Genomic DNA, 22,757 nt, shown 5'->3' with positions numbered 1-22,757 from the left:
TCGGGTGTTCGTCGCGAATCTCGGCAAGTGCCACATAGTTCAGCCGCGATGGCGAGATAAGTCCGGACAACCGGGCCGGTCGTGGCGCTTATGTTGCGCCACAAAGCATTCGGGACGATCTGACGGTCGCGGCGGGGTTCGTTTCCTGGACCACCTCACCGATCCAAGGCAGCATCGCCGAGCGCACCTGGATGGTCTTCGGCAGTAATCCGTTGGTAGCCAGCAGATCCGCCGCGTGCTGCTGCTTGTCGAGGAACTCCTCGATAACCGCGCTGCCCCCGATCGTCCTGCCGCGCAACGCGTTCCGCGAGGGCTCGAGGCCACCGACTACCCAGCGCCGCTGTCGCGTCGCACGCGGTGCGACCACGCTCATTATTCCGGCGGATGCCGTTGTTGATCGAACTGGGCCACAGTGACCGCGCAGGAGATCGCGGCCGAGTTCGCCACCGCGGCCGATATTCGCGTGCGGGAATAGCCGCCGCGCGGATACGTTCGTTCGGGATAGTTGGTCGAATGAACGAGAGGGGCCGCTGGTGACGACCGAGGCCGTCGACTCATCTGTCGGATTCCGATCCGAACGGGGTCCGATCCTCGGCGCGTTGATGCTGGCGACCGCGCTGGTGGCGCTGGATTCGACGATCATCGCCACCGCGGTGCTGACCATCACCGACAACCTCGGCGGTTTCTCGCAGTTCCCCTGGCTGTTCTCGATTTATCTACTGACACAGGCGGTGACAGTCCCGGTCTACGGCAAGATCGCCGACACGGTCGGGCGCAAGCCGGTGATCATGTTCGGGATAGCGATCTTCGCGCTCGGCTCGCTACTGTGCGGACTGGCCACGAGCATGCTCGGGCTGATTATCTTCCGCGCGGTGCAAGGTATCGGCGCGGGCGCGATCCAACCGATGACCATGACCATCGCCGCCGACCTATACACATTGTCCGAGCGCGCGAAAGTGCAGGGTTATCTTGCCAGTGTGTGGGCCATGTCCAGTGTGCTCGGCCCGGTCGTGGGCGGAGTGTTCTCCGAATACGTCGACTGGCGCTGGATCTTCCTGATCAACCTGCCGCTCTCGGCGCTGGCCGCGTGGATGCTGTTGCGCCACTTCACCGAGAGCGCGCCGCGCCGCACCCAGCGCGTCGACTATCTCGGCGCCGGACTGCTGGCGCTCGGCGCGGGCGCGCTGATCCTCGCGCTACTCGAGGGCGGGCAGGCGTGGGCCTGGTCCTCGCCCATCAGCATCGCCATCTTCGCTGGTGGCGCAGTGGTGCTGGTCGTGTTCGTCGTTGTCGAATGGCGAGCCGAGAACCCGATCCTGCCGCTATGGGTATTCACCCGGCGGGTGATTGTCGCGAGCAGCCTGGCGTCACTGCTGGTCGGCGCCATTCTGCTCGGAATATCCTCCTACGTACCGACTTTCACCCAGGGCGTGCTCGGCACCGGCGCACTCGTCGCGGGACTGACCGCCGGCGCACTCACCCTCGGCTGGCCGGTGGCCGCGTCCAATGCCGGACGGGTGTATCTGCGCATCGGTTTCCGCCGCACCGCGCTCATCGGCAGTACGATCGCCACGCTCGGCGCGGTATCCACGCTGTTGATCGATGAGAATTCCACGCTGATCCAGGTCGCGGCGTCCTGTTTCGTGATCGGCATCGGCATGGGCCTGGTCGCCACCCCCACTCTCATCGCCGCCCAGACCGCCGCCGAATGGACCGAGCGCGGCGTCGTCACCTCGACGAACATGTTCGCCCGCTCCATCGGCAGCGCGGTCGGGGTGGCACTGTTCGGCGCCCTGGTCAACTCGCGCATCGGCAACACCGATCACCCCGCCCCCGTAGCACTGTCCTCGGCGGTCCACTTGGTGTTCATCACCGTCACGGCGATGGCAGGGGTCATGGTTATCGCATCCGCGGCGATGCCCGGACGCGGCCCGACCTCGGACCGGTAATCCGCTCGATCGCCGCCGAGAATGGTGGCCGCAGACCCAGCTGGTGTACGGAATGACCGGGACAGGCATGGCAGTTGCGGCATGGCGAGTGTCCGTTCGCCTGGTATCCGAAATTTTGGCAGGCTTGCCGGTCTGGGTGCTTGGTCGGATCTAGATTTCGGAAATTCCGGAGCGGGGTAATTCGGTGGCTATGCCGCCCGCGGGTGCAGTAACGCGTCCAGGTCCGGCGGTGTCGGCATGGGCTGGCGCAGTCCGACTCGAGCGCGGCCGGTGTTGCCTTCAGGAAAGCGGCCGGCCAGCGATCCGGGTGCGGCGACGATGATCCGCACGATTTGCCCGAGGGCCTCGCGACGATCGCGCTGACGGACGGCGAGTGTGAACATGGCGAGGTGGTTACCGGTGTGCAGCCAGGGGTCGGGCTGGGACAGGATGTGCGCGCGTTCGAGGTGTGCCCATCGTTGCGCGGGGTCAAGCGTGGTTTTCGCGGCGCGCATTTCTTCGTGGTAGCGGGTGCGCGCCACATCCGGGATCCTTGCCATCGCAGGTCCTTTCAGGTTTCGGGCAACGTTGTGCCGGGTCAGTCGCAGCAATCGCAGTCGTGTCCGGTCTCGCCGGTACCGACGAGGACTGCTCCTGGTGCGGGGCAGCAGGTGTCGCCGCGCCAGGCGCTGATGCCTTCCTTGATCGCGATCCCGGCGATGACGAGGGCGGCGAGCGGGTCTGCCCACGACCACCCGAACAGGCTGTTGAGCAACAAGCCGACGAGCAGGACTGCCGACAAGTAGGTGCAGAGCAGAGTTTGCTTGGAGTCGGCGACCGCCGAGGCGGAGCCGAGTTCGCGTCCAGCGCGGCGCTGCGCCCACGACAACACTGGCATGACCGCCAGGCTGACCACGGCCAGCGTGATGCCGATCGGCGAGTGCTGAGCTTCCCCGATGCCCAGCAGACCACGAATGGAGTCAACAGTGACGTAGGCGGCGAGGGCGAAGAAAGAGAACGCAATGATCCGCAGCGCCACCTTCTCCCGCTTCTCCGGGTCGTGGCCAGCGAACTGCCAAGCGACCGCCGCGGCAGAGGACACCTCGATCACCGAGTCCAGGCCGAATCCGATCAGCGCGGTCGACGAGACACGGGAGCCCTCGGTGAGGGCGATGATCGCCTCGATCACGTTGTAGGAGATTGTCGCGGCGACGAACCAACGGATCCGACGCGCCAGCAGCGCTTTCCGTTGTGTCGACGGCCCCGACAGCGCAACGGCCGACGCCAGCGCGGGCATCCCGAGAGGGGCCGACATCAGCAGCACTCTTTGTCGTCGGTTGCCGGGCAGCAGGCCGGGTCGACCGCCAGCACCAAGCCGAGCAGATCGTCGAGCGCGTGACCGATGCGGCGGTCCGCGAGCTCGTAACGGCTGCGCCGCCCCTCGGGAACCGCGACGACCAGACCACAACCACGCAAGCAGGCCAGATGATTGGACAGGATCTGCCGCGACACCCCGATCTGCTCGGCCAATTCCGACGGATAGGCCGGGCCGGTGCGCAGGCTCAACAGGATCTGGGTGCGGGTCGGATCCGATAGCGCGTGACCGAAGCGGGCCAGCGCGTCACGGTGCAACAAAGTCTCCACAACCCAAACGATACAGATTTTTATGTATTCATAAAATTCTGAACTGTTGTCACTGTCAGCTCGGTTTACGCACCTCGAGGAGAAAGCGGGTCGTCTGCGCGACGAATGGACCGTCCTGCTGGATCTGCTCGTGCAGCTCATGCAGGCGATCGCGGTATTCGGCGACGGTGAAGCCGGGGACCATCCAGATGACCTTGCGCAGAAAGTAGATGACAGCGCCGATATCGAAGAATTCGGTACGCAGGTGCTCGTAGCGTAGATCGACGATCTCGAGACCAGCGGCTTCCGCGTCGCGGCGAGCGTCGTCAGGGTGGCGTCGACGGCGGACCTGCTCCGGTTGCGGGCCGAGGAAGTACTCCACGAGTTCGAAGACGCTGGCCGGGCCGACCTGTTGGGAGAGGTAGAGCCCGCCGGGGCGCAGTACGCGTGCGATCTCATCCCACCAGGCCTGGACCGGGTGGCGGCTGGTGACCAGATCGAACGACGCGTCGGCGAAGGGCAGTGGCGGTTCGTCGCTGTCCGCGACGACAACCACGCCGAGTGGGTGCAACAGCTGGGTGGCCTTGGCGACGTTCGGCGGCCAGGATTCGGTGGCGACCATGGTGGTGGGCAGTGTCGGCGCGGCAGCGAGTACTTCGCCGCCGCCGGTCTGAATGTCCAGTGCGGCAGTCGCATTCGCCAGCCGCTCGCCCATGAGACGTTGATATCCCCAGGATGGGCGCTGCTCGGTGGCCCGACCATCCAGCCAGGAAAAGTCCCAGCCGTCCACCGGGACGGCTTCGGCCTCGGCCACCAGCTCATCGAAAGTTCGCAACATGCCTTGGATCATTACACTTCGGACCACCACGTTCACCCCATTTTTCGGCAAGGGGTGTCGCCAACCGCACCGGCAATCGCACGCCGATCACGAACGATCAGCCGAGCGACACCAGCGTGAGGTTTACTCGGGATCGGCCGCAGCCAGGTGCCATTCGCCGAACGACATCAGTTGCGTGGGCGGCGGGCCTGAGTTCGTTCTCGGACTATGTCGGCGCGGCGGGTGGCCATGGCGGCAGCTATCGAGGTGTCTGTGGTGATAGCCCGGTGGAGGGCTCGGGCGTCTTCGATTGCCTCACGGGCGCCGACTCCGGCGGCGGGGCTGATGGCGTGATCGGCGTCGCCACACAGGACCACGTCGTCGCGGGGTGGGAGCGCGGCGGTCAGTGGGACATCGCGGGCGTTCGACACATGAACGCGGTCGGTGTCGGCGAGCATTGACTCGACCACGTCGGGGATGTCCGGCGCAACGGCCCGGACAGCGTCAGCCCAGGTGGCGGTGGGGTGAAAGCCGACGTCCTGCCCGGAAATCGCGGGCCGGGTGATGCGCGCGAACCACGCCGCGATCCGGTCGTTCCACAGATGCCCGAACGCATCGGTGCGCGGCCCATCGCCGACGCGGTGGATCTGGAAATGCAGCAGTGACTGCTCGCTCGGTAGCGGCACCGCATTGTCGGTCACTCCGTACACCACGACCTGGTCGGCGTAGACCGCGGGCCGATCGGGTTCCAGACAGGCGCGGACCATCGAATCGATGCCGTCCGCGGCGATCAGCGGGCCCGCCACGGGTACCGCTTCCGCACCCACCCGAACGGTGTCACCATCGAAAGCGCCGACCGCACAGCCATAGCGGATATCGGCGTTGGCGGCGGCGGCGAAGTCGGTCAGCACCCGCATCAGCTGCGGGCGAAAGTACAGGCGGCGGCCCGCACCCGGCACGACTCGGCTCGCGCAGGAAACCTCGTGTACCGCAAGACCGTTCACCGGGTGCGAGATCGCCCGCAGTGCTGACGTGTCGACACCGAGCTCGCCGAGCGTCTCATGGGCCGGGCCGTCGAGGACGAGAAACGCGCCCGCCCCGACGGCGTCCCTTCGTTCGTAGACGGTGGCCGAAATGCCGTCCCGCGCAAGGGCCCCGGCAAGTACCGTCCCGGCAATTCCGCCGCCGATAATCGTGACCATGCGCACTCCCCAATGGTTCGCCGTGTACGTGGATCGGCTTACCAGGTTCGCACGTTAATGCACGGATTCGGTTGCGCCGCTCTTGTTTCCGATCCTATCGAGCACGAAATAGCCGACGCAGACCAGCACGGCCCAGACTGCACCGACAACCACCGCCGTGCGACCACTTTCGGTAAAGAAGAGCAACACCACAACCAGGCCCAGGAAGCCGAGGGCCGCGATGGTGGTGACGGGTGCGCCGGGGAGCCGGTAGTCACTAACGGGGAGCTCGCCGCGCGCCACCTTGGCGCGGTACAGCAGGTGGCAGACCAGGATCATGCCCCACACGAAGATGATGCCGATGGTGCTCACCGAAGTGATGTAGGCGAAGGCCTTATCCGGGGAGATGATGTTGACGATCACGCCGATCACCATCGCGGCAGCCGAGGCGACAATTCCGGCATAGGGCACCGAACGCGAGTTGAGCTTACCGAGCGCGGCCGGTGCTTCCCGGTGCAGCGACAGGGTACGCAGCATGCGGCCGGTCGAATAGATACCGGAGTTGCACGACGACAGCGCGGCGGTCAGCAGCACGAAGTTGATGATGCCGGCCGCACCGGGGATACCGATCTGTTCGAACACCTCCACGAACGGGCTGCGCCCGGCGTGAAAATTGCGCCAGCTCGACACCGACATGATCACCAGCAGCGCACCGACATAGAACAGCCCGATACGGAACGGCAGCGTATTGATCGCTTTGCGCAGCGTCTTACGCGGCTCCCGCGCCTCCCCCGCGGTGACGCCGACCAGTTCCACGCCGACATAGGCGAACAGCACGATCTGCAACACCAGCAGCGACTGACCGAAACCGTTCGGGAACACCCCACCGTCGGCCCACAGATTGGTGACGGTCGGGTTGGCCGCATGCCCGAAGCCGAAGATCAGCACACCGAGACCGAGCAGGATCATGCCGATAATCGCGGTGACCTTGATGGTGGAGAACCAGAACTCGCCTTCGCCGAACAGCCGCACCGAGATCAGGTTCGCCGCGAACATCATCGCCAGCACCACCAGTGCCGTGATCCACGGTTCGATATCAAACCAGTATTGAACGTATTTGCCCGCCACCGTGATCTCGGCCATGCAGGTGGCCACCCACACGGCCCAATAGGTCCACCCGGTGACGAACCCGGCGAAGCGACCGAGGAATTCGTGCGCATATTCGGCGAAGCTGCCCGAGACCGGCCGATACGTGAGCAGCTCACCCAGCGCTCGCATAATGACGAAGATGGCCAGGCCGGCGGCGAGGTAGGCCAGGATCAGGGCGGGACCGGCTTGCTCGATCGCGCCGCCCGCACCGTAGAACAGCCCGGTGCCGATCGCGCCGCCGATGGCGATCATCTGGATAGTGCGCGGGTTGAGTCCCCGTGAGTAGCCTTCTTCGCTCGCCCCGGCTGAATCGGCGGACATCGCGTCGGCTCGTATCTGGCTGTCGGTCATGGGGGGCCACGTTACCGCCACCAAAATCACCCGGCATCTTATCCCATGGTGCGCCCCGAGCGACCTGCCAGGAACAGACACATCACAACGCAGGCCGGACAGCCACCCACCGCGATGGCGTACCATCAGTTAGGCAACCCTAATTTCAACAGTCGGAGGTCACCTTGGCACGCCCCCGCTCCACCTTCACCGTGCAGCGCACCGAGCGACTGACACCTCATCTGATCCGGGTTCACCTCGGCGGACCCGGCTTCTCGGCATTCCAGCCCAGCGAGTTCAGCGACTCCTACATCAAGTTGATCTTCCCGCGCGAGGGTATCGACGTACTGCGCACCTACACCGTCCGCTCCATCGACCCCGCCGCAGGCGAGCTCGCCGTGGACTTCGTCTATCACGGCGACGAGGGCATCGCGGGACCGTGGGCCGCCGCCGCCAGGCCGGGCGAGACCATCGACGCCTTCGGCCCCGGCGGCGCGTATTCGCCACGCGCGGACGCGGATTGGCATCTGCTGGGCGGTGATGAGGCGGCGCTGCCCGCGATCGCCACCGCGCTGGAGGCCATGAATTCCGACGCTCGCGGCCGCGCGTTCGTCGAGGTCGAAGGCCCCGCCGACGAGCTTCCCCTCACCACACCCGCAGGGGTGGAACTGATCTGGTTGCACCGTGGTACCCGGCCGACGGGCGAACTACTGGCCGAGTCGGTCCGCAATGCCCCGTGGGACGAGGGACAGGTCCAGGTCTTCATCCACGGCGAAGCCGAGTCCGTCATGCACAATCTGCGCCGCTACATCCGTCGCGAACGCAATGTCCCCGCCGAGTGGGCCGCCTCGATCTCGGGCTACTGGCGCCGCGGCCGCACCGAAGAGGGCTTCCGCACCTGGAAAGCCGACCTCGCCACCAAGGAGTCGGCCGAACCCATCCAGGCATCCCGCTGACTGATCCGGGCCCCGAAGACGTACTGTGACCGGCCGAGGTGCAAACCCGGCCGATTCACTACGACTGTGGTTCGCGCCCAAGTCCACGTAGGCGTTCACGCTCGGCTACTCGGTCGCGTTCCCTAGCGGCATCTCGCGCTCGGTGGTCGTTATGGCCGCGGTCGGGTTCGCGTGTTCCAGGTTGCTCTCCAGGCTCTATCCGGCCGACTTCCAACACGTGCATGACTTCTAGTGGGATACCTTTCCGTACTGCGCGCTCACGGAGTTCGCGGATCTGCTCGCGTTGTTTCTCGATCGTTTCGCGCTCGTAGCGCCGCTTGTCTTCCCATGCGATCGTGGAGCCGATTTCCCCCAGCTCGCGGGTAACGTCTTTGCGGTGCTCTTCGCGGTTCTGCTCGAGGTGTCTTTCCATCTCCTGGGCAGGTTCGCGACCGAGTCCGGCGCTACGAAGCATTTCCCGAGCCTTCGCACGTTCTATCTCGCGAATATCGGATAGGTCTTTGATCAGTCGGGTGTGGGATTCCCGAATCTTCTCAATTTCTAGCGCTTCACCTTTTTGACGAGCTTCCGCGATCTTCCGCGCCTGCTCCGCCACATCGGCGCGGATATGCTCGCGTTTTTCGTTCAACTCTCTCGGATCGACACTCCGCGCTAATTCCTTGTCACGTACCTGCTGATCCCGTACTTTCGCTATCTCTCGTTGCCGAGACTCTTTCCCCTTGGCTTCCCGCACCCGCACGATTTCCCGATCTTCTCCAGCCGCTTACGAGCCCGGTCGGCACGAACCAGCTCATACGCCCGTACCAGCTCCAATTGCTGAGAGGCCAGGGACTTACCTAACTTCATAGCGCGAAGTGCATCCTCGCGGGACACGACCACGTGCTGAAACTTGTCCTTGAAATCTCGGGACATGTCCCGCAAGTCTTGACGGGATTGTTCGGAGATCTTTTCACCGGCCACCGTTTCCCAATCGCTTCGCACCAGCTTACCGGCATCAAATCCGGCGCGCTCTTTACGCAATTGGACACGTACGTCCGCCTCATTGAGCCGACCCGATTTGCGCTCCTTTGCTTCGATCCCTCGGCCCACAGACCGTGCCGAATCCAATATGCGCGCACCGCGCTTGGTTTCTAACCTGAACTGCTGTACCCACCCGTTTTCGGGGGTTTCTCCTCGCTCGTGCGCTCTGCCGAGTTCGAAGTACAGGCCCTTTTCGTAGTTGGTCAGATTTCGCCGGAAATTGTCGTATTCATCGGGCACGGCTGCGCCCACCCCCGTAGGCGAAGAGAGCTAGAGCATTATGTGACAGATCTACGCGTCCACCGCGCGGCCTCTGTGATGCTGTATTCGATCAATCGAGGACCGTCGCTGTCGGACAGATCTTCCGCTATCGCAACCAAGCTGCGGGTATCGTAGCCCTGTACCGCTGGTCCGAAATCGGCGTACAACGGCAGACCCCACTCGGGGCGGTTCGTCCACTTCATACCGCCGCGCCGGACATAACATTCGCCAAGGAAGCGGATGAATTGGTCTACCGAGTCGCGGTTTTCCGGTGCAAAGAATGCGTCAGGGTCGCCGAACTTCTCTTTAGCCGCTTCCATGATGCGAGTCGACAACGGCGGCTTCCACCATATATCGGCGTAGTCGGCCATCCTCGGAAGCGTTGCAGCGAGGAACGCGCGTATCGCTGACTCCATGCGCTCGGGCGCAACCCAATCAAGAAATGCCTGTGTCTTATCATCGAATTCGATATCGAAACCGATCTGTTCGTCATTCCCCACGCCGATGCCTCCGGTTTTCTCGTCGCTGCCTATATCGGTGTCAGTCTCTCATCTCATGGGCGAAGGTAGAGCCGTTCGCAGGGGAGGCGTGGATAGCCCCTCGTATCGCCGAGGTCGACTGCGACGGCATCGGCGTACTGTCGTTTCTGGTGCTCGTGCGTGAAGATCAACGCGGCGGTAAGGCAAGCCGTGAAGTCGAATCGTGCACCGTGCAGAAACACGCTCAGGTGCACGTCCGGGTCGCCCGGTAGCGGGGAAGCCTGTTCACTCATAACTCGGCCTCGGTGATCGGTCGGTGCTGGTGCAGGCCACGAACTTGGTCGGTGTGATCAGGTCACACGCGAGAGCGATAGCCCGTACGCGGTTATTGACGTGGGCCATGCTGGGCGCGATGACCGCTACCGCTCCCTTGCCTCGTGCTGTCGAGACAATGAGCGCGGTCGGCATGAACGTGTCGTCACTGATGGTGACCAGCCCTGTGAGGGTGTAGCCGCGGCGCTGTGCCAACTCGGTGATGACCCGTTCATCCCGCAACAGGTGCGGGCCGGTCACGTCGAGTGAGAGAACACCAATTGCCTTGCTGGGCATGTTGTTTTTCATTGCGGCCATCCGTGCCAGCCGGGGGCGGGTCGTCGTGACGATTCGAATTCGTAGCTGATTTGGTCCCACAGGGCGCGCGGCATGGCATCGAAAGACTCGCCCAACGAGGGGGTGTCGGGTAGTTCGGTTTCGGTGCCGTCCGGTCGCCGCACGCTGGTGACATGGATGACGCCGTCACGCACGAACCAGGTGGCGGACGCGCCGCCTCGCACCGTCACCCGGAGTTCGAAACCGCTCACCGGTTCGCTCCCGGAGGGCGAACACCGACACACGCGCGAATCGCTTCCACGACAACCGCTCCCGGCGGCCGGAACATGTCGCGGGGTGGTTCGATCCAGACCCGCAGCCCGGCGTGTCTATCGGCGGGCGAGGGTAACGCGATCTGCGCACCGAATCGGGAGACAGTCACGTTGAGCCGGAACAACTCCGAGAACAACGGAACGTCGTCGGGCAGGTCGGGCCGGACCAGGAACGTCCATCGTTGTGAGCGCGGGTGGGAGATGATCGGGCCGACCGTACACTGCCGGGTCTGCATGTGAACCTTGACCGCTTGACCGAGGATGGCGGGCATGGTGATTGCGGATACGGTGTCGGCTCGCACCGTGATTCGGCCGAGTTCGGGTTCGATCCCGGCTGCCAAACCACAGATGTGCCGGTAGAACCGGCATCGACTGGTAGGTGTATCACCGAGTGGATCCGACGTCAGCTCACGCATCACTCACGCCCCGGTCCGCAACAGGTATCGACACCCCGGAAGGTGTGATGGCACCCGGTGGCGGGGGACACTCCACCCCGCCACCGGGGCGCATTTGGGTCATCCACTCGTACATAGCGTCGAGGTATTCGGCGAGCACCTCGACCGACATATCACAGCAGACTGGGCCGGTCGGCCCCATCGGCGGAACTCGTTGTGGAAGCGCGTTGTTCAGCATTGGCCGACCTCCGGGGCATCGACTGCGGATTGGGTGCGCCCGGCTCTGAGAAACCCAACCTCGATGCGGGAAGTAGGAGGGCTGTCTCTCCGGGTGCTTGTTCATCACATCAATGGACAGGCAGAATGGCATTGCCAGTTTGGACATTTGGCAGAACTGCCCTGAATCCCCAGAGCACTTGCCAGATTGGCCAGGCCGGATTGCCATAACGGCCACACCACATTGCCAGGATGAACACACATAGGAGCCAACGAGATGGCTGAGGATGCTCTGCGAAAGGCGCTCCCGCGCCGCCAGCTTGGCCGGTATCTGCGTCAGCAGCGCACCGCAGAGGGGTTGACTCTCGCGGAAGTCGCGAAGCCGATGGAGTGGAGTATCAGCAAGCTCGGTCGGATCGAGCGAGGTGAGGAAGGCAAGATCCGGAAAGCCGATGTCCAGCAGTTATGCGACATTCTCGGGTTCAGTGCAGAGCGGACGGCGGTCATGGTCGGGCTTGCCCAGCAGGCTGACGTGAAGAGTTGGTGGCACGCCTTCGGCGATCTCATCCCCGAGGGCTTCGTGATGTACGTCGACTTGGAGTGGACGGCGCACGGGATGACGATCTACCGGCCTGACCTAGTGCCAGGTTTGCTACAGACCGCTGCCTACGCCCGCGCGCTCGATCGGATTTACTTCCCCCACGACTCTGAGGAGGAACAGGAAGGCCGAGTTCAACTACGGATGCAACGACAGGCGATCATCACGCGCAAGACGAACCCGACGAAAGTTGATGTGGTCCTCCACGAGTCGGTACTCCACACCGTCGTCGGCAGTCCGGCAACCATGGCAGGGCAGCTCCGCCACCTTGCGGACATCAGCACCAAGGACAATGTGGGCATCCGCATCCTGCCGTACACCGCTGGAGTTCCGATCGGCGTTCCGATTGGCCCATTTGTGATCTTGGACTTCGTACCTGACAGCGAAGGCGTTACCGAGCCGACCGTGATCTACATCGAGAACTACACAGGCGACATGTACCTTGAACGTGAGCGGGATGTCGTGGGCTACCGTAGAGCGTCCGCGACGATCCAGCACGCAGCGTTGGACGCCGTTAGCAGCCGGACCAAGCTCCGGATGAAAGCAAAGGAGTACCTCCCGTGACCGTTGATCTCTCCGGGGCGCACTGGTTCAAGAGCAGCCGCAGCTCTGGGGGCAAGGAATGCGTTGAGGTCGCATTCCTCGATGGCGGGCACGTCGGGGTCCGTGACTCCAAGAACCCGACCGGCCCGGCGCTGGTCTTCACGCCCGGCGAGTGGGATGCCTTCACCACTGGTGTCAATGGCGGCGAGTTCGACCAACCGTAGGTACACAAGCAACCAACACCGAAACCCCCAGCGCACTGGGGGTTTCGCCGTTTCACCATCAATTCCGCATCCGGATGTGAGCGAGCAAGTTTCCAGGGCGGTTCGGATCACGGTGCAGGGCTAGGTTTTCCAGTCATACACGGTTGGGCGGCGCATCCACAGCTATGGTTCCTTCTGGTTTAGTCCGGGAGATAACTGCTGCCGAAGAGCGATTCGGAGATACCGTCAAGACCTACCTATCAGTGAGCGATGCCCAGGCGGCACGGACACCCGATCAAAACAGGGCTGAACGGTAGGTCTATCCACAGCTCGACGCCGACCGGCGGTGCATCGCTCACTAATCAAGTAGTTCTTGATCATTTCTCGATGGGCATCGAACATACGGGCGTAATAGACGGACCAATCAGGTCTAGCGGACGAAATCGCGGAAAGTATGCCAGAAACCGGTTCCGACCTCCCGGCGACGCGGACCAGCAGCAACTCCGGTCCACAAGCTGCGCAGATCGAATAATGCACGCAGCCACCTTGCCAAAAAACGATTGCTGTCTAGTTGCTTGACCCGGATGCGGTCTCGAGATGAGATATTCAGGTGGCGCAACGATGGTGGCAGCAGCTCCCGCCGGCGGCGGGCTCGTTCGTCATGGCCACCGCGATCGTATCGGTGGGTCTGCATCTCACCGGTTTCGAAGTGGCGTCGTGGATCGCACTCGGGCTCGCGACAGCGGTCTGGATCCGGCTCGCGGCCGACTTCGTCCTGCGGCCGTTATGGAAACGCCCCTGGCGGGAATCCGAAACCGCTGTTCCTGCCGCGCTGTCCGCGCTGGCCGCGACGACGGTGCTCGGCACTCGAATGGCGCTGCTCGGCTGGCATACCCTGGCCGGGGCGATGCTGGTGGCGGCAGTGCTCACGTGGCCCGGCTTGCTATTTGCCGTACTGCGCCACTGGAGAAGTCGACTACCGGGTGGTGCGTTTCTGATCTGTGTCGCGACCCAGGGTGTCGCGGTGCTGGCCGGCACTGTCGCGCGGGCGGGCATGGGCGACTGGCTCACGATCGTCGCGCTGGTGTTCTTCGGTCTCGGTCTGGTGCTCTATGTTGCGGCGTTCCTCCGATTCGAACTGCAACAGGTGTGGACCGGCCCGGGCGATCAATGGGTTGCCACCGGTGCGCTGGCCATGTCCGCGCTCGCTGCCGCGGAGCTTGTTGCCGACAACCAGTGGAGTGGCCCCACCCACGACACGCTCCGGGTGGCCGCGCTGGCCGCGCTCGGGCTCAACCTGCTCGTATACGTGATCCTCATGGTCGCGGAGGTCATCCGGCCGCGGCCCGGCTACGACATCCGGCGTTGGGCCACAGTGTTCCCACTCGGCATGACCGCGGTCGCGACCCTGTCCGTCAGCTCGGCCACCGACATACCCGGCCTGACCACGCTGGGCAACTTGCTACTGCTGGTGGCTGTCGGCGCCTGGGCATTCACCTTGGCCGTATTGCTCACCAACCAGACAACATTCGAAGCCGATCCGGCCGGCTGATCGAGCTCGACGAGGCTATCCCGGCATCATCCCGCAACCATAACCACAGAACAACGCGGAGCACGCTGGCGAATAGTCGTCTGGGATCGACAACATCAACGCCCGAGGCATAAGCGCTCACACAGCAGTCGGCGTAGACCGGCACAGAGATCCGGGAACCACGGATAGGTCATCGAGGTCGTGGCGCATCAGATCGTCGGCGAGGAGCTGCGCTGCCGCTCCCGGCGGTTGCGGCGTAGTCGATGATCGTGCCGGCAGGTTGGCATGCAGGCGCATATCCGGGCCGGCCGCCTGGGTGACGCTCATTCCCGGCCGGCGGAACGCCTGGATTCGAATTCATAGCGAATTTGGTCCCACAAGGCGCGCGGCACGCGGTCGAAACACTCCCCCAGCGGCAATGCGACAGCGAATCTAGTTGTGCTGCCCTCAGACTCGCGGCGAAAGCTCAAAACATGGATCACACCATCGTCATCCGCGTACCAGTTCGCCGACATACCACCCACCACCGTGGTTCGGACAGGTGTCGCGGCCATTATCGACAGCCTCGGGACACGCACTCCGTCAGTGCGGCAAGCGCTGTCACCATCGACGGACGAAACATATCACGCACCGGCGTTATCCACCCTCGGCCCGAATCACCCGGCGTCGGCAACACGATCGAGTGACCCGGCTCGACAAGAACCGAATCCGTCTGCCGCACAATCTCTTCAAATGCCCGAGTCCGATCCTCGTCGGGATACGCCCTGGTCAGCATGGTCAACCTGCGCACCGGATGCCAGATCATCGGACCATGTAAACACAACTCCCCCAACTCATCCCGCACCCGATAACCCCAGTACTCGACCATGACGAACGCTCGCACATTCCCGCCGATACGGACAGCGATCCGCCCCCGCTCATCGACATGAGCGGGAAGCCCACCCACGGTGCGGTAGTAGTGCAAGCGATGCATAACGTCTTCGGATACGGATGGCGCGGACATCGTGACCCCCTGGTCGCGGCAAATGGCTTGGGGCACACCCGGAACCGGTACGATAGCGCCACTCGACAGTTGGTGCCGGATGCCGCCTAACGTGTGGTTCGGAGTGAAGGCGAGGCGGCTTCCCGGTTCCGGGGTCCTTGACCATTAGCAACCAAAAATTGGATTGATTCGGAGTACTCCACAGCGATCTAGTACAAGATAAAATCACTCCGTGTTCCATTCAACCTGACGAGCGATGATCAAAAACTGTGGATGACTGGGAAGAGGTACCCCTTCCCAGTGAATCCTCTGTAAGTGTTTGGGGTGGCCGGCCCGGGGCTGGCTGACAGGATCGGTGTCGTTGCGACATCCGGTGTGACTCGTGAATCGCTTTGCCTCTTGGAGTGCACTTCCCGGGATCTGTCCACTGGTTGTGGCGGCGACGCCGGCCCGGTCTGCTTCGGTGGCTTGATCAGAAGCCTGCCCGACCCCGTTGGCGCGGGATCGTGGCCCATTACAGGCCTGCCTCGAAGTTCTCCTTCCGGGCCGACGCCGACCAACGACGTCGCCCATCGGAAGGACAACCGCCGCAGTGCCTATCGTCTCAGAACAGTACGAACTCGTCATCGGCGTCGACACCCACGCCGCCAATCACGCATTGTCGGTCGTCACCGCGGCGACCGGCGCCGCAGTCGATGCGGCGAGCTTCCCTGCCAGCGCGGCCGGGTTGGATCGGGCCGCGGCATGGATCACCCGTCGGGCCAGTGAACGAGCCACCCTGGTGGTCATCGAGGGCATCGGCTCCTACGGCGCCGGCCTGGCCGAGCGCCTGCACACTGCGGGAATGTCGGTGGTGGAACCCTCTGCGATGGCGGCCGTCGATCGGCGCGGGACCGGCAAAACCGACGAGCTCGACGCCATGCGCATCGCCAGATCGGTACTGGGGGTCGAGGTCGATCGGCTGCGCCGACCGCGTGCGGACGGGCCCCGGGTCGCGATGCGTGTTCTCGTGATCGCCCGCGAGCAAATGAGCTGCGAACGCACCCGTACCGTCAACTCACTGACCGCACTGGTCCGCACGGTCGATCTCGGGATCGATGCACGGAAAGCATTGACAGCCAAACAGATTGAAACAATCGCTGGATGGCGCACGCGCGCATCCGATGATGTCACTGCCCGAACCTGTCGGACCGAGGCGGTGCGACAGGCAACAAGGATCCGGGCACTGGACTTCGAGCTGCGCGGCAACCGCAAAGCTCTCGACACGCTGGTCGAAGCCGCCGCACCGGAACTGACCGCGACATCCGGAGTCGGGCCTGTTGTCGCCGCCTCCGTTCTGATCGCATGGTCACATCCCGGACGAGTACGGTCCGAGGCCGCTTTCGCCGCGCTCGCCGGAACCTGCCCCGTTCCAGCATCATCGGGAAATACGGTGCGACACAGGCTTAACCGCGGAGGCGACCGCCGACTGAACCGCGCACTGACCACCGTCGTCATCGTGCGGATGCGCATCGATCCCGCCACCCGCGCCTACGTCGCGCGACGCCGAACCCAAGGCCGCACGACCAAGGAAATCATACGCAGCCTGAAACGCTACATCTCCAGGCAATTCTTCCGGATCCTCACCTCGGCGCACCAAACACCCAGTACGGCTTGACAAATATAGAAGCATCCCGGAGAGTCCGGGGACTTCATCTTCTGTGCAGGATGGAGTCGTGTCGTCGAGGAAGTAGTACCCGGCCGAGCTGGTGAGCGGGCCGTGCGGATGCATGCCGACGGACGAGTCCGCCGAGTTGAAGCGACTGCGGCGAGCGAACGCGGAACTCTAGCGCGCCAACGCAATTCTGAAATCGGCGTCGATCTTCTTTGCGGCCGAACTGGACCGGCCACAGCACTAACCGTCAAATACATCAGCGAATATCAGGGCCGCCGCGGGGCGGTGGTCTGCGATGGAATGTCGAGTCGATCCGCGCCGTGCTCACGGAGCTCGGCGTGCAGATCACCCCATCGACCTATTGCGAATGCTTCAACCGGTCGATCATGGTTGTCATCGAGGCGGTGATGACTCCGATATACCGAGCCGAATTGCCGGGTTTCTTCTCGCCGTACCGGCCCCTCCGAGTCCGAGAAACGTACTCTAGCCCAACGGTTTCCAGCCATCCCACGGCCGCATGCCACGCTTGTTCCATTCGTCGATCCACACCCGCCGCGGCAGTTCGTTGACGTCGACCAGTCGACCGCCGACGGACTGATACTCGGCACGAAGCGTCACCTTCGACTTCCGCCAGGCCGTCGGGCATCGGTGGCGGTGGGGTTGACTTTGCGGGGTTGAGGGGCGGACCGCAACGTGCGGGATAGGGAGGAAGCGGCATCGCTCGACAAGTCTTCTACGGCCCTCTATAGACCGGGGCATTCGCGTGGAACACCGTTCACCAGCCGAATGGGTCGCGGTCCTCGCCGGGCAACCACGTGTTGCCCGGCGAAGACCATCCACGCCTTTTAATCATCTTGCCCGCGGCGCGATGGTTGCGGCCGATCAAGCGATCGAGGTAGAGGTGCCCGGCGAGGTGATCGGTTTCGTGTTGCAGGCAGCGGGCGAGATAGCCGACGCCTTCGAACGAGATGGGCTCGCCTGAGCTGTCGATGCCGGTCACCCGCGCCCAGTCAGCCCGGCCCGTGGGATAGCGCTCACCGGGAACCGACAGACACCCCTCGAGATCGTCAGGATGGGGCATCGTCTCTGGCAGTGGAGATGTCTCGAGCGTCGGGTTGATGACATGACCGCGGTGCCGACGCCCGTCGTCGATCAGGTCGAACACGAAGATCGCCCGCGAATCGCCGACCTGGTTGGCAGCGAGCCCTGCTCCGTGAGCTGAGGTGTTGGTCTCGTAGAGGTCGTCGATGAAGGAGCAGAGTTCGTCGTCGAACACGGTTACTGGCGTGGCCGGCGTTGTCAGTCTCGGGTCGCCGGCGATGAGGATCGGTCGAATAGCCACACAAAGGAGAGTACTCAAATATGAGTACTCGGGTAAAAATGAACGCATGAATCCCACTCGGCTGTTTGTCCTCGGCGCCCTCTCCAAGCGCGGACCCATGCACGGTCACCAAATTCGACGCGACGCGCGCCTGGATCGAGCGGAACTGTGGTCCCAGGTAAAACCGGGATCGCTCTACGGTGCGCTACACCGACTAGAAGACGAGGGTCTGATCCGTGCGATACGCACAGAGCAGGACGGGTCCATGCCGGCCAGGACCGTCTACGAGATCACCACTGAAGGCTCCCGAGAGCTTCGCGCGCTGCGCGACGAGGCATTCACCGAGTTCGAGCTCAAACCAGACCCGGTCGACCTCGCGCTCGCCGTGAGCGCGGACCTCGACCGCGAACTCCTGCGCGGCTACATCGAGGACCGCATCGCAGTCCTCGTGGCACGCGAGCAACAATTCGATCACCAGCTCGATCGGCGGTGGCCCGACCAGAATCTCGCCGACGACCTGATCGTCACTCACGCCAAGATGCGCATCCGAACCGAGATCGACTGGCACAGGAACGTTCTCGCCAACATCGACAAACTCGAAACGCGCTGACTCCTCATCGTCAACAACCTCATGACCCACAACAACTAGCGGACGCGGACATCCCGAATGACAACGACTGCGTGTGGTTGCTCGGCCACTATGACCACCTTTACCAGAAGTACACTGCGCGGCCGGATCCGCCGACGTTCAGCGGAGGTCCGCGAGACCGAACGCAACACGATGTTGACCCGGCCGTTCCAGGACTGGATGATCTTTCTCGACCCCGAACAGCGCAGCGATCAGATCTTCAGGCAGGTACGCAGTTCATCGCCGATGCCTCCTAATCCACTGAGGCGTACAGCATCCTTCGCACGGCTGGAGTTCTGCGGGTCCGACCGCATGCCAAGCGACTGGAACGATCTCGTGGACATTCTTGCCCTGGCGAGACGACTGCCGCAGTCCAGCCGCTCCCAAAGGTCGATGTTCTTCACCGCGGTTTTGTTGCTGGTCAGCCAACCATTGGCCCGCCACTTGGCGAGGGAGTTCTTGGCACCCAGCACGACATACTTGCTGTCGGATGACAGCTGGACGGTGGAAGGCCGCTTCAGCGATTCCAATGCGCGGATTGCCGCCATCAACTCCATCCGATTGTTGGTCGTCGATGGGTCGCTGCCGTAGAGCTCCTTCTCGTGATCCCCATACCGGAGAATCGCTCCCCAACCGCCGGGGCCTGGATTGCCCAAACACGCACCGTCGGTGAATATTTCGACGATTCGTTCCCCACCCTTCGTCATGCCGCCACGATACGCGTAGGTCGAAGAGCCGTGCGAGCGCACAGGCTCGCACATCGGCGGCGTCCGCTGCGGCTCTAGTGGACGTGGAGGTGGTGATTACTCGCAATCACCAGCGGCCGACGCCGAAAATCCGGGGTGGTGCAGGCGACGCCGGTAGTTTGGCAAGGATGAGCAGCCTCGAGGTCGCGATTGTCGGGTATGGGTTGGCGGGGTCGGTGTTTCATGCGCCGTTGATTGCGGCCGAGCCTCGGATGCGGGTGGCGGCGGTGGTTACCAGGTCGCCGGAGCGTGCTGCGCAGGCACGGCGGGAGCATCCTGGCGTGCGGGTGGTGGCCGATGTCGAGGAGTTGTTCGCGGGTGGCGGCGGGCTCGATCTCGTCGTGGTCGCGACACCCAATCGGACGCATGCGCCGTTGACTCGGCGGGCGCTCGACGCGGGGGTGGCGGTGGTTGTCGATAAGCCGTTCGCGGTCACTGTGGCCGAGGCCGAGGACCTCCTCGCGCGTGCGGAGCGCAACGGAGCGGTGTTGTCGGTTTTTCAGAATCGACGCTGGGACGGCGATTTCCTGACCGTGCGAAAACTGATGGCCGAGGGCAGCCTCGGGGCGGTGCGGCGGTTCGAATCGCGGTTCGAGCGGTGGCGGCCGGTGCCGAAGGGCGGCTGGCGAGAGGTCGGCACCGCAGCGGACGGGGCGGGGCTGCTGTTCGATCTGGGGAGCCACCTCGTCGACCAGGCACTCACCCTGTTCGGGCCGGCGCGCTCGGTGTATTGCGAATTGGATCGTCGGCGCGACGGGGTACAAACCGATGATGACGCGTTCGTGGCGCTGACCCATGAGTCGGGTGTCCGTTCCCACTTGTGGATGAGTGCCATAGCACCACTGCTCGGACCCCGGTTCCGAGTACTCGGCTCCGAAGCCGGTTATATAACGTACGGTTTGGACCCGCAGGAGGCGGCGCTGCGCGCGGGACGCCGCCCCGACGATGGCGAAACCGCTTGGGGCACAGTCGAACCCGATCAGTATGGCTCGCTCGGCACCGATCCCGGCGCGACTACGTACCCGACCGTCGCAGGCGACTACCCCGCGTTCTACACCGCGATGGCCGCCGCACTGCTCGACGGTGCCCCAGTGCCGGTGGACCCGCGAGACGCGATGGCGACACTTCGAATCCTCGATGCGGCACGCGAATCCGCGACGACTCACGCAACCGTCACAGGCTGCGCTGAGCCCGCCCTGGATGCCGGGTAGACCCACGAGACGCGGCTAGCAACACTCCGAACCCTCGACACAGCACACGAATCCGCAGCGACTGGAACACCCGTCACAGCGTGAACTGACCCGGGCCATACCGGGGAACAAGCGATGGGCGCGGCCGTCGCCGGACGGATAGGGTGCGGCGGTGGATACAGCGAAATTCGTCGAACGCGGTGCCTCCATTGCGGATCGGCTGACAACGACCCAGGAGCCGCCGCCGTGGTGGCTGGTGGTCGCGACCGCGTTGGTCGCGCTGGTGCTGGTGGGTTACGGACCCGTTTGGCGGTTGACTCGCAATGTCGTGACCATCGCGCACGAGGGTGGGCACGCGCTGTTCGCCCTGCTGACCGGGCGCAGGCTCAACAGCATCACGCTGCATTCGGATACCTCGGGTTTGACGGTGTCCAGCGGTAAGCCCTACGGGCTTGGCATGATTCTCACCGCGATGGCGGGATATCCGGCCCCACCGCTGCTCGGCCTCGGTTTCGCCGCGCTGCTCGGCGCGGATCGGATCACGCTGATGCTGTGGACCGCGATCGCCTTGCTCGCCGCGGTGTTGATCAAGGTGCGCAATATCTATGGCCTGATCACTGTCTTCGGGCTCGGCGCTTTGGTATTCGCGGTGTCGTGGTTCGGAACCGACACGCTCCAAGCGGGTTTCGCCTATCTCGGCGCCTGGTTCCTGCTGCTGGCCGGAGCCAGACCCGTCATCGAATTGCAGCGCGGCCGAGCACGCCAGGTCCGCAACTCCGCAGGCGCCGATTCCGACGCCGATCAACTCGCCCGCCTCACCCACCTACCCGGCCTGCTGTGGGTGCTGGTGTTCGGCGCGATCGCGGTGGCCGCCCTGGTAGCCGGGGGCGCGCTGCTGCTGACAGAAGCAACCGGGGTGTGCATCACGAATGTGTCCACCGCGAACTGCCCTACACCCGGCACCTAGATATTTCCGGGCACGACATTCTGGACGGCGTCACCCGCGACCGCGTCAGGGTTGACCTCGACGCGAAAAAGCGGGACGCGGGACGCGGGACAACCGGACCGGTGTCGACCAGAACTGATCGGGCCGTCAGCCGGTCCCTGCCATCGCCGCGACACGGCGGGCGAGCAGCGCGGCGGCCTCTCGCAACTCCGGAGGTTCCAGCACCTCCGCCTCGAAGCCGAGCCGGGCCACGTGCACGGCGAGCCAGTCCAGGTCCTCCCCGCCGACGATGAGCACGCACCACCCGTCGCGATCGTCCTCGACGCGCCCCACCTGCGGCGGCACCAGCTCCCGTACCCGGTCGGGCGGGGCGTGCACCCGCACCCGGGCCAGATACCGGTACGGCGCCTCGGTCACGGATCGCTGCACGTAGGCGACCGGGTCCGGATGTTCCCTGGCTCGGAAGCGCCAGGTCGTCGCCACCACCTCGCGCATCCGGTCCAGCCGGAAGGTGCGCCAGTCGTCGCGGTCGACGTCCAGAGCCATCAGGTACCAGCGGCGGCCGGTGGTGACCATCCGCACCGGCTCGACCGTGCGCTCGCGCTCCTCGCCGACGCGGCCGGCATACCGGAACCGCACCCGCACGGCATCGCGACAGGCTCGTGCGAGCGTCACCAGCAGCTCCGCGTCGATCTCGATCCCGGGGCCGACGAGGGTCGCTGTAGCTCCGTGCACTGCACGCACCTCGGCGCGCAGCCGGGGCGGCATCACCTGATCGAGTTTCGCGAGCGCGCGTAGTGCCGCCTCGCCCGCCCCAACGACCGTGCCGCCCGACGCCAGCCGCAGGGACACCGCTGTCGCGATCGCCTCCTCGTCGTCGAGGAGTAGCGGCGGCAGCCGGGCGCCCGCGCCGAGCTGGTAGCCGCCGCCGACGCCCGCCGTCGCGTGCACGGGGTAGCCGATAGTGCGCAGCCGCTCCACGTCACGGCGCACCGAGCGATCGGTGACGCCCAACTCTACGGCGAGCTCGGTGGCGGTCCAGGACGGCCTGCGCTGCAACAGCGCGAGCAAACGCAACACCCGCTCGGTTGTCCCCTCGACGGTCACCCGATCATCATTTCACAGATCACGGAACGATCC

Annotated in this window: 28 protein-coding genes and 1 pseudogene; 10 read left to right on the top strand and 19 right to left on the bottom strand. The window is 64.2% G+C overall.

Annotated features, from left to right (window positions below; genetic code table 11):
• Nucleotides 1-88 precede the first annotated feature (88 nt).
• Entirely contained in the window at nt 89-367 is a 279-nt protein-coding gene (locus LKE06_RS21080) for a hypothetical protein (RefSeq protein WP_372477402.1), read from the bottom strand.
• Between the two features lie 166 nt (nt 368-533).
• Between LKE06_RS21080 and LKE06_RS21075 the strand changes: the two genes are divergently transcribed.
• Nucleotides 534-1,949 carry an MDR family MFS transporter gene (locus LKE06_RS21075; RefSeq protein ID WP_228001053.1) on the top strand — a complete coding sequence of 472 codons (1,416 nt, stop codon included), beginning with the start codon at nt 534-536 and terminating at the stop codon, nt 1,947-1,949.
• A gap of 188 nt (nt 1,950-2,137) precedes the next feature.
• Here the strand turns inward: LKE06_RS21075 and LKE06_RS21070 are convergent, their stop codons facing one another.
• The 6 genes from LKE06_RS21070 to LKE06_RS21045 form a co-directional block, all read right to left on the bottom strand.
• Nucleotides 2,138-2,488 (bottom strand): DUF3703 domain-containing protein, encoded by a 351-nt coding sequence (locus tag LKE06_RS21070; protein ID WP_228001051.1) that lies wholly within the window; start codon nt 2,486-2,488, stop codon nt 2,138-2,140.
• Between the two features lie 38 nt (nt 2,489-2,526).
• Entirely contained in the window at nt 2,527-3,243 is a 717-nt protein-coding gene (locus tag LKE06_RS21065) for a cation efflux transmembrane domain-containing protein (RefSeq protein WP_228001048.1), read from the bottom strand.
• On the bottom strand, nt 3,243-3,572 hold the full coding sequence (locus LKE06_RS21060; RefSeq protein ID WP_228001047.1) for an ArsR/SmtB family transcription factor: 330 nt from the start codon (nt 3,570-3,572) through the stop codon (nt 3,243-3,245). Before LKE06_RS21060 ends, LKE06_RS21065 begins: the two co-directional genes overlap by 1 nt.
• A 55-nt stretch (nt 3,573-3,627) precedes the next feature.
• Complete coding sequence (locus LKE06_RS21055; protein WP_228001046.1) at nt 3,628-4,389, bottom strand: class I SAM-dependent methyltransferase; 762 nt, start codon at nt 4,387-4,389, stop codon at nt 3,628-3,630.
• A 167-nt stretch (nt 4,390-4,556) separates the two neighbouring features.
• Nucleotides 4,557-5,570, bottom strand: a complete 1,014-nt coding sequence (locus LKE06_RS21050) for an FAD-dependent oxidoreductase (RefSeq protein ID WP_228001045.1) — start codon at nt 5,568-5,570, stop codon at nt 4,557-4,559.
• Nucleotides 5,571-5,624: 54 nt separating this feature from the next.
• Entirely contained in the window at nt 5,625-7,019 is a 1,395-nt protein-coding gene (locus LKE06_RS21045) for an amino acid permease (RefSeq protein ID WP_228001284.1), read from the bottom strand.
• A gap of 194 nt (nt 7,020-7,213) precedes the next feature.
• Between LKE06_RS21045 and LKE06_RS21040 the strand changes: the two genes are divergently transcribed.
• Entirely contained in the window at nt 7,214-7,984 is a 771-nt protein-coding gene (locus tag LKE06_RS21040; RefSeq protein ID WP_228001044.1) for a siderophore-interacting protein, read from the top strand.
• A 58-nt stretch (nt 7,985-8,042) separates the two neighbouring features.
• Here LKE06_RS21040 and LKE06_RS21035 read toward each other — a convergent pair whose 3' ends face one another.
• The 7 genes from LKE06_RS21035 to LKE06_RS21005 are packed head-to-tail and all read right to left on the bottom strand — an operon-like array spanning nt 8,043 to nt 11,080.
• On the bottom strand, nt 8,043-8,717 hold the full coding sequence (locus LKE06_RS21035; RefSeq protein WP_228001043.1) for a hypothetical protein: 675 nt from the start codon (nt 8,715-8,717) through the stop codon (nt 8,043-8,045).
• Nucleotides 8,675-9,256, bottom strand: coding sequence for a hypothetical protein (locus tag LKE06_RS21030; RefSeq protein WP_228001042.1), 582 nt, complete (start codon nt 9,254-9,256; stop codon nt 8,675-8,677). The genes LKE06_RS21035 and LKE06_RS21030 overlap by 43 nt, the downstream gene beginning before the upstream one ends.
• A 26-nt stretch (nt 9,257-9,282) precedes the next feature.
• Nucleotides 9,283-9,765 carry a hypothetical protein gene (locus tag LKE06_RS21025; protein ID WP_228001041.1) on the bottom strand — a complete coding sequence of 161 codons (483 nt, stop codon included), beginning with the start codon at nt 9,763-9,765 and terminating at the stop codon, nt 9,283-9,285.
• A gap of 53 nt (nt 9,766-9,818) precedes the next feature.
• Nucleotides 9,819-10,037, bottom strand: coding sequence for a hypothetical protein (locus LKE06_RS21020; protein ID WP_228001040.1), 219 nt, complete (start codon nt 10,035-10,037; stop codon nt 9,819-9,821).
• Nucleotides 10,030-10,365, bottom strand: coding sequence for a hypothetical protein (locus tag LKE06_RS21015; RefSeq protein WP_228001039.1), 336 nt, complete (start codon nt 10,363-10,365; stop codon nt 10,030-10,032). The genes LKE06_RS21020 and LKE06_RS21015 overlap by 8 nt, the downstream gene beginning before the upstream one ends.
• Entirely contained in the window at nt 10,362-10,604 is a 243-nt protein-coding gene (locus tag LKE06_RS21010) for a hypothetical protein (protein ID WP_228001038.1), read from the bottom strand. Before LKE06_RS21010 ends, LKE06_RS21015 begins: the two co-directional genes overlap by 4 nt.
• Nucleotides 10,601-11,080 (bottom strand): DNA-directed RNA polymerase subunit beta, encoded by a 480-nt coding sequence (locus tag LKE06_RS21005; RefSeq protein WP_228001037.1) that lies wholly within the window; start codon nt 11,078-11,080, stop codon nt 10,601-10,603. Before LKE06_RS21005 ends, LKE06_RS21010 begins: the two co-directional genes overlap by 4 nt.
• 472 nt (nt 11,081-11,552) lie before the next feature.
• Here LKE06_RS21005 and LKE06_RS21000 point away from each other — a divergent pair, with 472 nt between their 5' ends.
• The 3 genes from LKE06_RS21000 to LKE06_RS20990 all read left to right on the top strand — a co-directional run bounded on the left by LKE06_RS21000 (nt 11,553) and on the right by LKE06_RS20990 (nt 14,171).
• Nucleotides 11,553-12,437, top strand: a complete 885-nt coding sequence (locus LKE06_RS21000) for a helix-turn-helix domain-containing protein (protein WP_228001036.1) — start codon at nt 11,553-11,555, stop codon at nt 12,435-12,437.
• Complete coding sequence (locus LKE06_RS20995; protein ID WP_228001035.1) at nt 12,434-12,640, top strand: DUF397 domain-containing protein; 207 nt, start codon at nt 12,434-12,436, stop codon at nt 12,638-12,640. Before LKE06_RS21000 ends, LKE06_RS20995 begins: the two co-directional genes overlap by 4 nt.
• Before the next feature lie 589 nt (nt 12,641-13,229).
• Nucleotides 13,230-14,171, top strand: coding sequence for an SLAC1 family transporter (locus LKE06_RS20990; protein ID WP_228001034.1), 942 nt, complete (start codon nt 13,230-13,232; stop codon nt 14,169-14,171).
• 532 nt (nt 14,172-14,703) lie between these two features.
• Here the strand turns inward: LKE06_RS20990 and LKE06_RS20985 are convergent.
• Nucleotides 14,704-15,153, bottom strand: a complete 450-nt coding sequence (locus LKE06_RS20985; protein WP_228001033.1) for a hypothetical protein — start codon at nt 15,151-15,153, stop codon at nt 14,704-14,706.
• A 571-nt stretch (nt 15,154-15,724) separates the two neighbouring features.
• Between LKE06_RS20985 and LKE06_RS20980 the strand changes: the two genes are divergently transcribed.
• Complete coding sequence (locus tag LKE06_RS20980) at nt 15,725-16,789, top strand: IS110 family RNA-guided transposase (RefSeq protein WP_228001032.1); 1,065 nt, start codon at nt 15,725-15,727, stop codon at nt 16,787-16,789.
• 118 nt (nt 16,790-16,907) lie between these two features.
• A pseudogene (locus LKE06_RS20975) lies at nt 16,908-17,166 on the top strand (IS3-like element IS987 family transposase); the annotation flags it as partial.
• Between the two features lie 103 nt (nt 17,167-17,269).
• On the opposite strand, the gene LKE06_RS32660 reads toward LKE06_RS20975, so the two are convergent.
• On the bottom strand, nt 17,270-17,404 hold the full coding sequence (locus LKE06_RS32660) for a hypothetical protein (protein WP_255649616.1): 135 nt from the start codon (nt 17,402-17,404) through the stop codon (nt 17,270-17,272).
• A gap of 157 nt (nt 17,405-17,561) precedes the next feature.
• Nucleotides 17,562-18,128: a peptide deformylase gene (locus LKE06_RS20970; RefSeq protein ID WP_228001031.1), complete on the bottom strand. Its 567-nt coding sequence runs from the start codon at nt 18,126-18,128 to the stop codon at nt 17,562-17,564.
• A 46-nt stretch (nt 18,129-18,174) separates the two neighbouring features.
• On the opposite strand from LKE06_RS20970, the gene LKE06_RS20965 reads away from it, so the two are divergent.
• Nucleotides 18,175-18,717: a PadR family transcriptional regulator gene (locus LKE06_RS20965; RefSeq protein ID WP_228001030.1), complete on the top strand. Its 543-nt coding sequence runs from the start codon at nt 18,175-18,177 to the stop codon at nt 18,715-18,717.
• A gap of 230 nt (nt 18,718-18,947) precedes the next feature.
• Here LKE06_RS20965 and LKE06_RS20960 read toward each other — a convergent pair whose 3' ends face one another.
• The gene (locus tag LKE06_RS20960) at nt 18,948-19,442 is read right to left on the bottom strand and encodes a ribonuclease H family protein (RefSeq protein WP_228001029.1); all 495 of its coding nucleotides are present in this window, start codon (nt 19,440-19,442) and stop codon (nt 18,948-18,950) included.
• Between the two features lie 167 nt (nt 19,443-19,609).
• Between LKE06_RS20960 and LKE06_RS20955 the strand changes: the two genes are divergently transcribed.
• Nucleotides 19,610-20,692: a Gfo/Idh/MocA family protein gene (locus LKE06_RS20955; protein ID WP_228001028.1), complete on the top strand. Its 1,083-nt coding sequence runs from the start codon at nt 19,610-19,612 to the stop codon at nt 20,690-20,692.
• A 151-nt stretch (nt 20,693-20,843) separates the two neighbouring features.
• Complete coding sequence (locus LKE06_RS20950; protein ID WP_228001027.1) at nt 20,844-21,638, top strand: M50 family metallopeptidase; 795 nt, start codon at nt 20,844-20,846, stop codon at nt 21,636-21,638.
• 126 nt (nt 21,639-21,764) lie between these two features.
• Here LKE06_RS20950 and LKE06_RS20945 read toward each other — a convergent pair whose 3' ends face one another.
• Nucleotides 21,765-22,724 (bottom strand): helix-turn-helix transcriptional regulator, encoded by a 960-nt coding sequence (locus LKE06_RS20945; RefSeq protein ID WP_228001026.1) that lies wholly within the window; start codon nt 22,722-22,724, stop codon nt 21,765-21,767.
• Nucleotides 22,725-22,757: the final 33 nt, after the last annotated feature.

The organism is Nocardia australiensis, from assembly GCF_020733705.1.
GTDB lineage: Bacteria > Actinomycetota > Actinomycetes > Mycobacteriales > Mycobacteriaceae > Nocardia > Nocardia australiensis.
Note: the sequence above shows the minus strand (reverse complement) of the source record. Positions and strands in the feature narration are given on the sequence as shown.

What these genes read in the sequence shown, in the direction of transcription:
- LKE06_RS21070 (WP_228001051.1), bottom strand. Translation starts at nt 2,488, where the DNA reads ATGGCAAGGATCCCGGATGTGGCGCGCACCCGCTACCACGAAGAAATG.
- LKE06_RS21065 (WP_228001048.1), bottom strand. Translation starts at nt 3,243, where the DNA reads ATGTCGGCCCCTCTCGGGATGCCCGCGCTGGCGTCGGCCGTTGCGCTG.
- LKE06_RS21055 (WP_228001046.1), bottom strand. Translation starts at nt 4,389, where the DNA reads ATGTTGCGAACTTTCGATGAGCTGGTGGCCGAGGCCGAAGCCGTCCCG.
- LKE06_RS21050 (WP_228001045.1), bottom strand. Translation starts at nt 5,570, where the DNA reads ATGGTCACGATTATCGGCGGCGGAATTGCCGGGACGGTACTTGCCGGG.
- LKE06_RS21045 (WP_228001284.1), bottom strand. Translation starts at nt 7,019, where the DNA reads ATGTCCGCCGATTCAGCCGGGGCGAGCGAAGAAGGCTACTCACGGGGA.
- LKE06_RS21020 (WP_228001040.1), bottom strand. Translation starts at nt 10,037, where the DNA reads ATGAGTGAACAGGCTTCCCCGCTACCGGGCGACCCGGACGTGCACCTG.
- LKE06_RS21015 (WP_228001039.1), bottom strand. Translation starts at nt 10,365, where the DNA reads ATGAAAAACAACATGCCCAGCAAGGCAATTGGTGTTCTCTCACTCGAC.
- LKE06_RS21005 (WP_228001037.1), bottom strand. Translation starts at nt 11,080, where the DNA reads ATGCGTGAGCTGACGTCGGATCCACTCGGTGATACACCTACCAGTCGA.
- LKE06_RS21000 (WP_228001036.1), top strand. Translation starts at nt 11,553, where the DNA reads ATGGCTGAGGATGCTCTGCGAAAGGCGCTCCCGCGCCGCCAGCTTGGC.
- LKE06_RS20985 (WP_228001033.1), bottom strand. Translation starts at nt 15,153, where the DNA reads ATGTCCGCGCCATCCGTATCCGAAGACGTTATGCATCGCTTGCACTAC.
- LKE06_RS20965 (WP_228001030.1), top strand. Translation starts at nt 18,175, where the DNA reads ATGAATCCCACTCGGCTGTTTGTCCTCGGCGCCCTCTCCAAGCGCGGA.
- LKE06_RS20960 (WP_228001029.1), bottom strand. Translation starts at nt 19,442, where the DNA reads ATGACGAAGGGTGGGGAACGAATCGTCGAAATATTCACCGACGGTGCG.
- LKE06_RS20955 (WP_228001028.1), top strand. Translation starts at nt 19,610, where the DNA reads ATGAGCAGCCTCGAGGTCGCGATTGTCGGGTATGGGTTGGCGGGGTCG.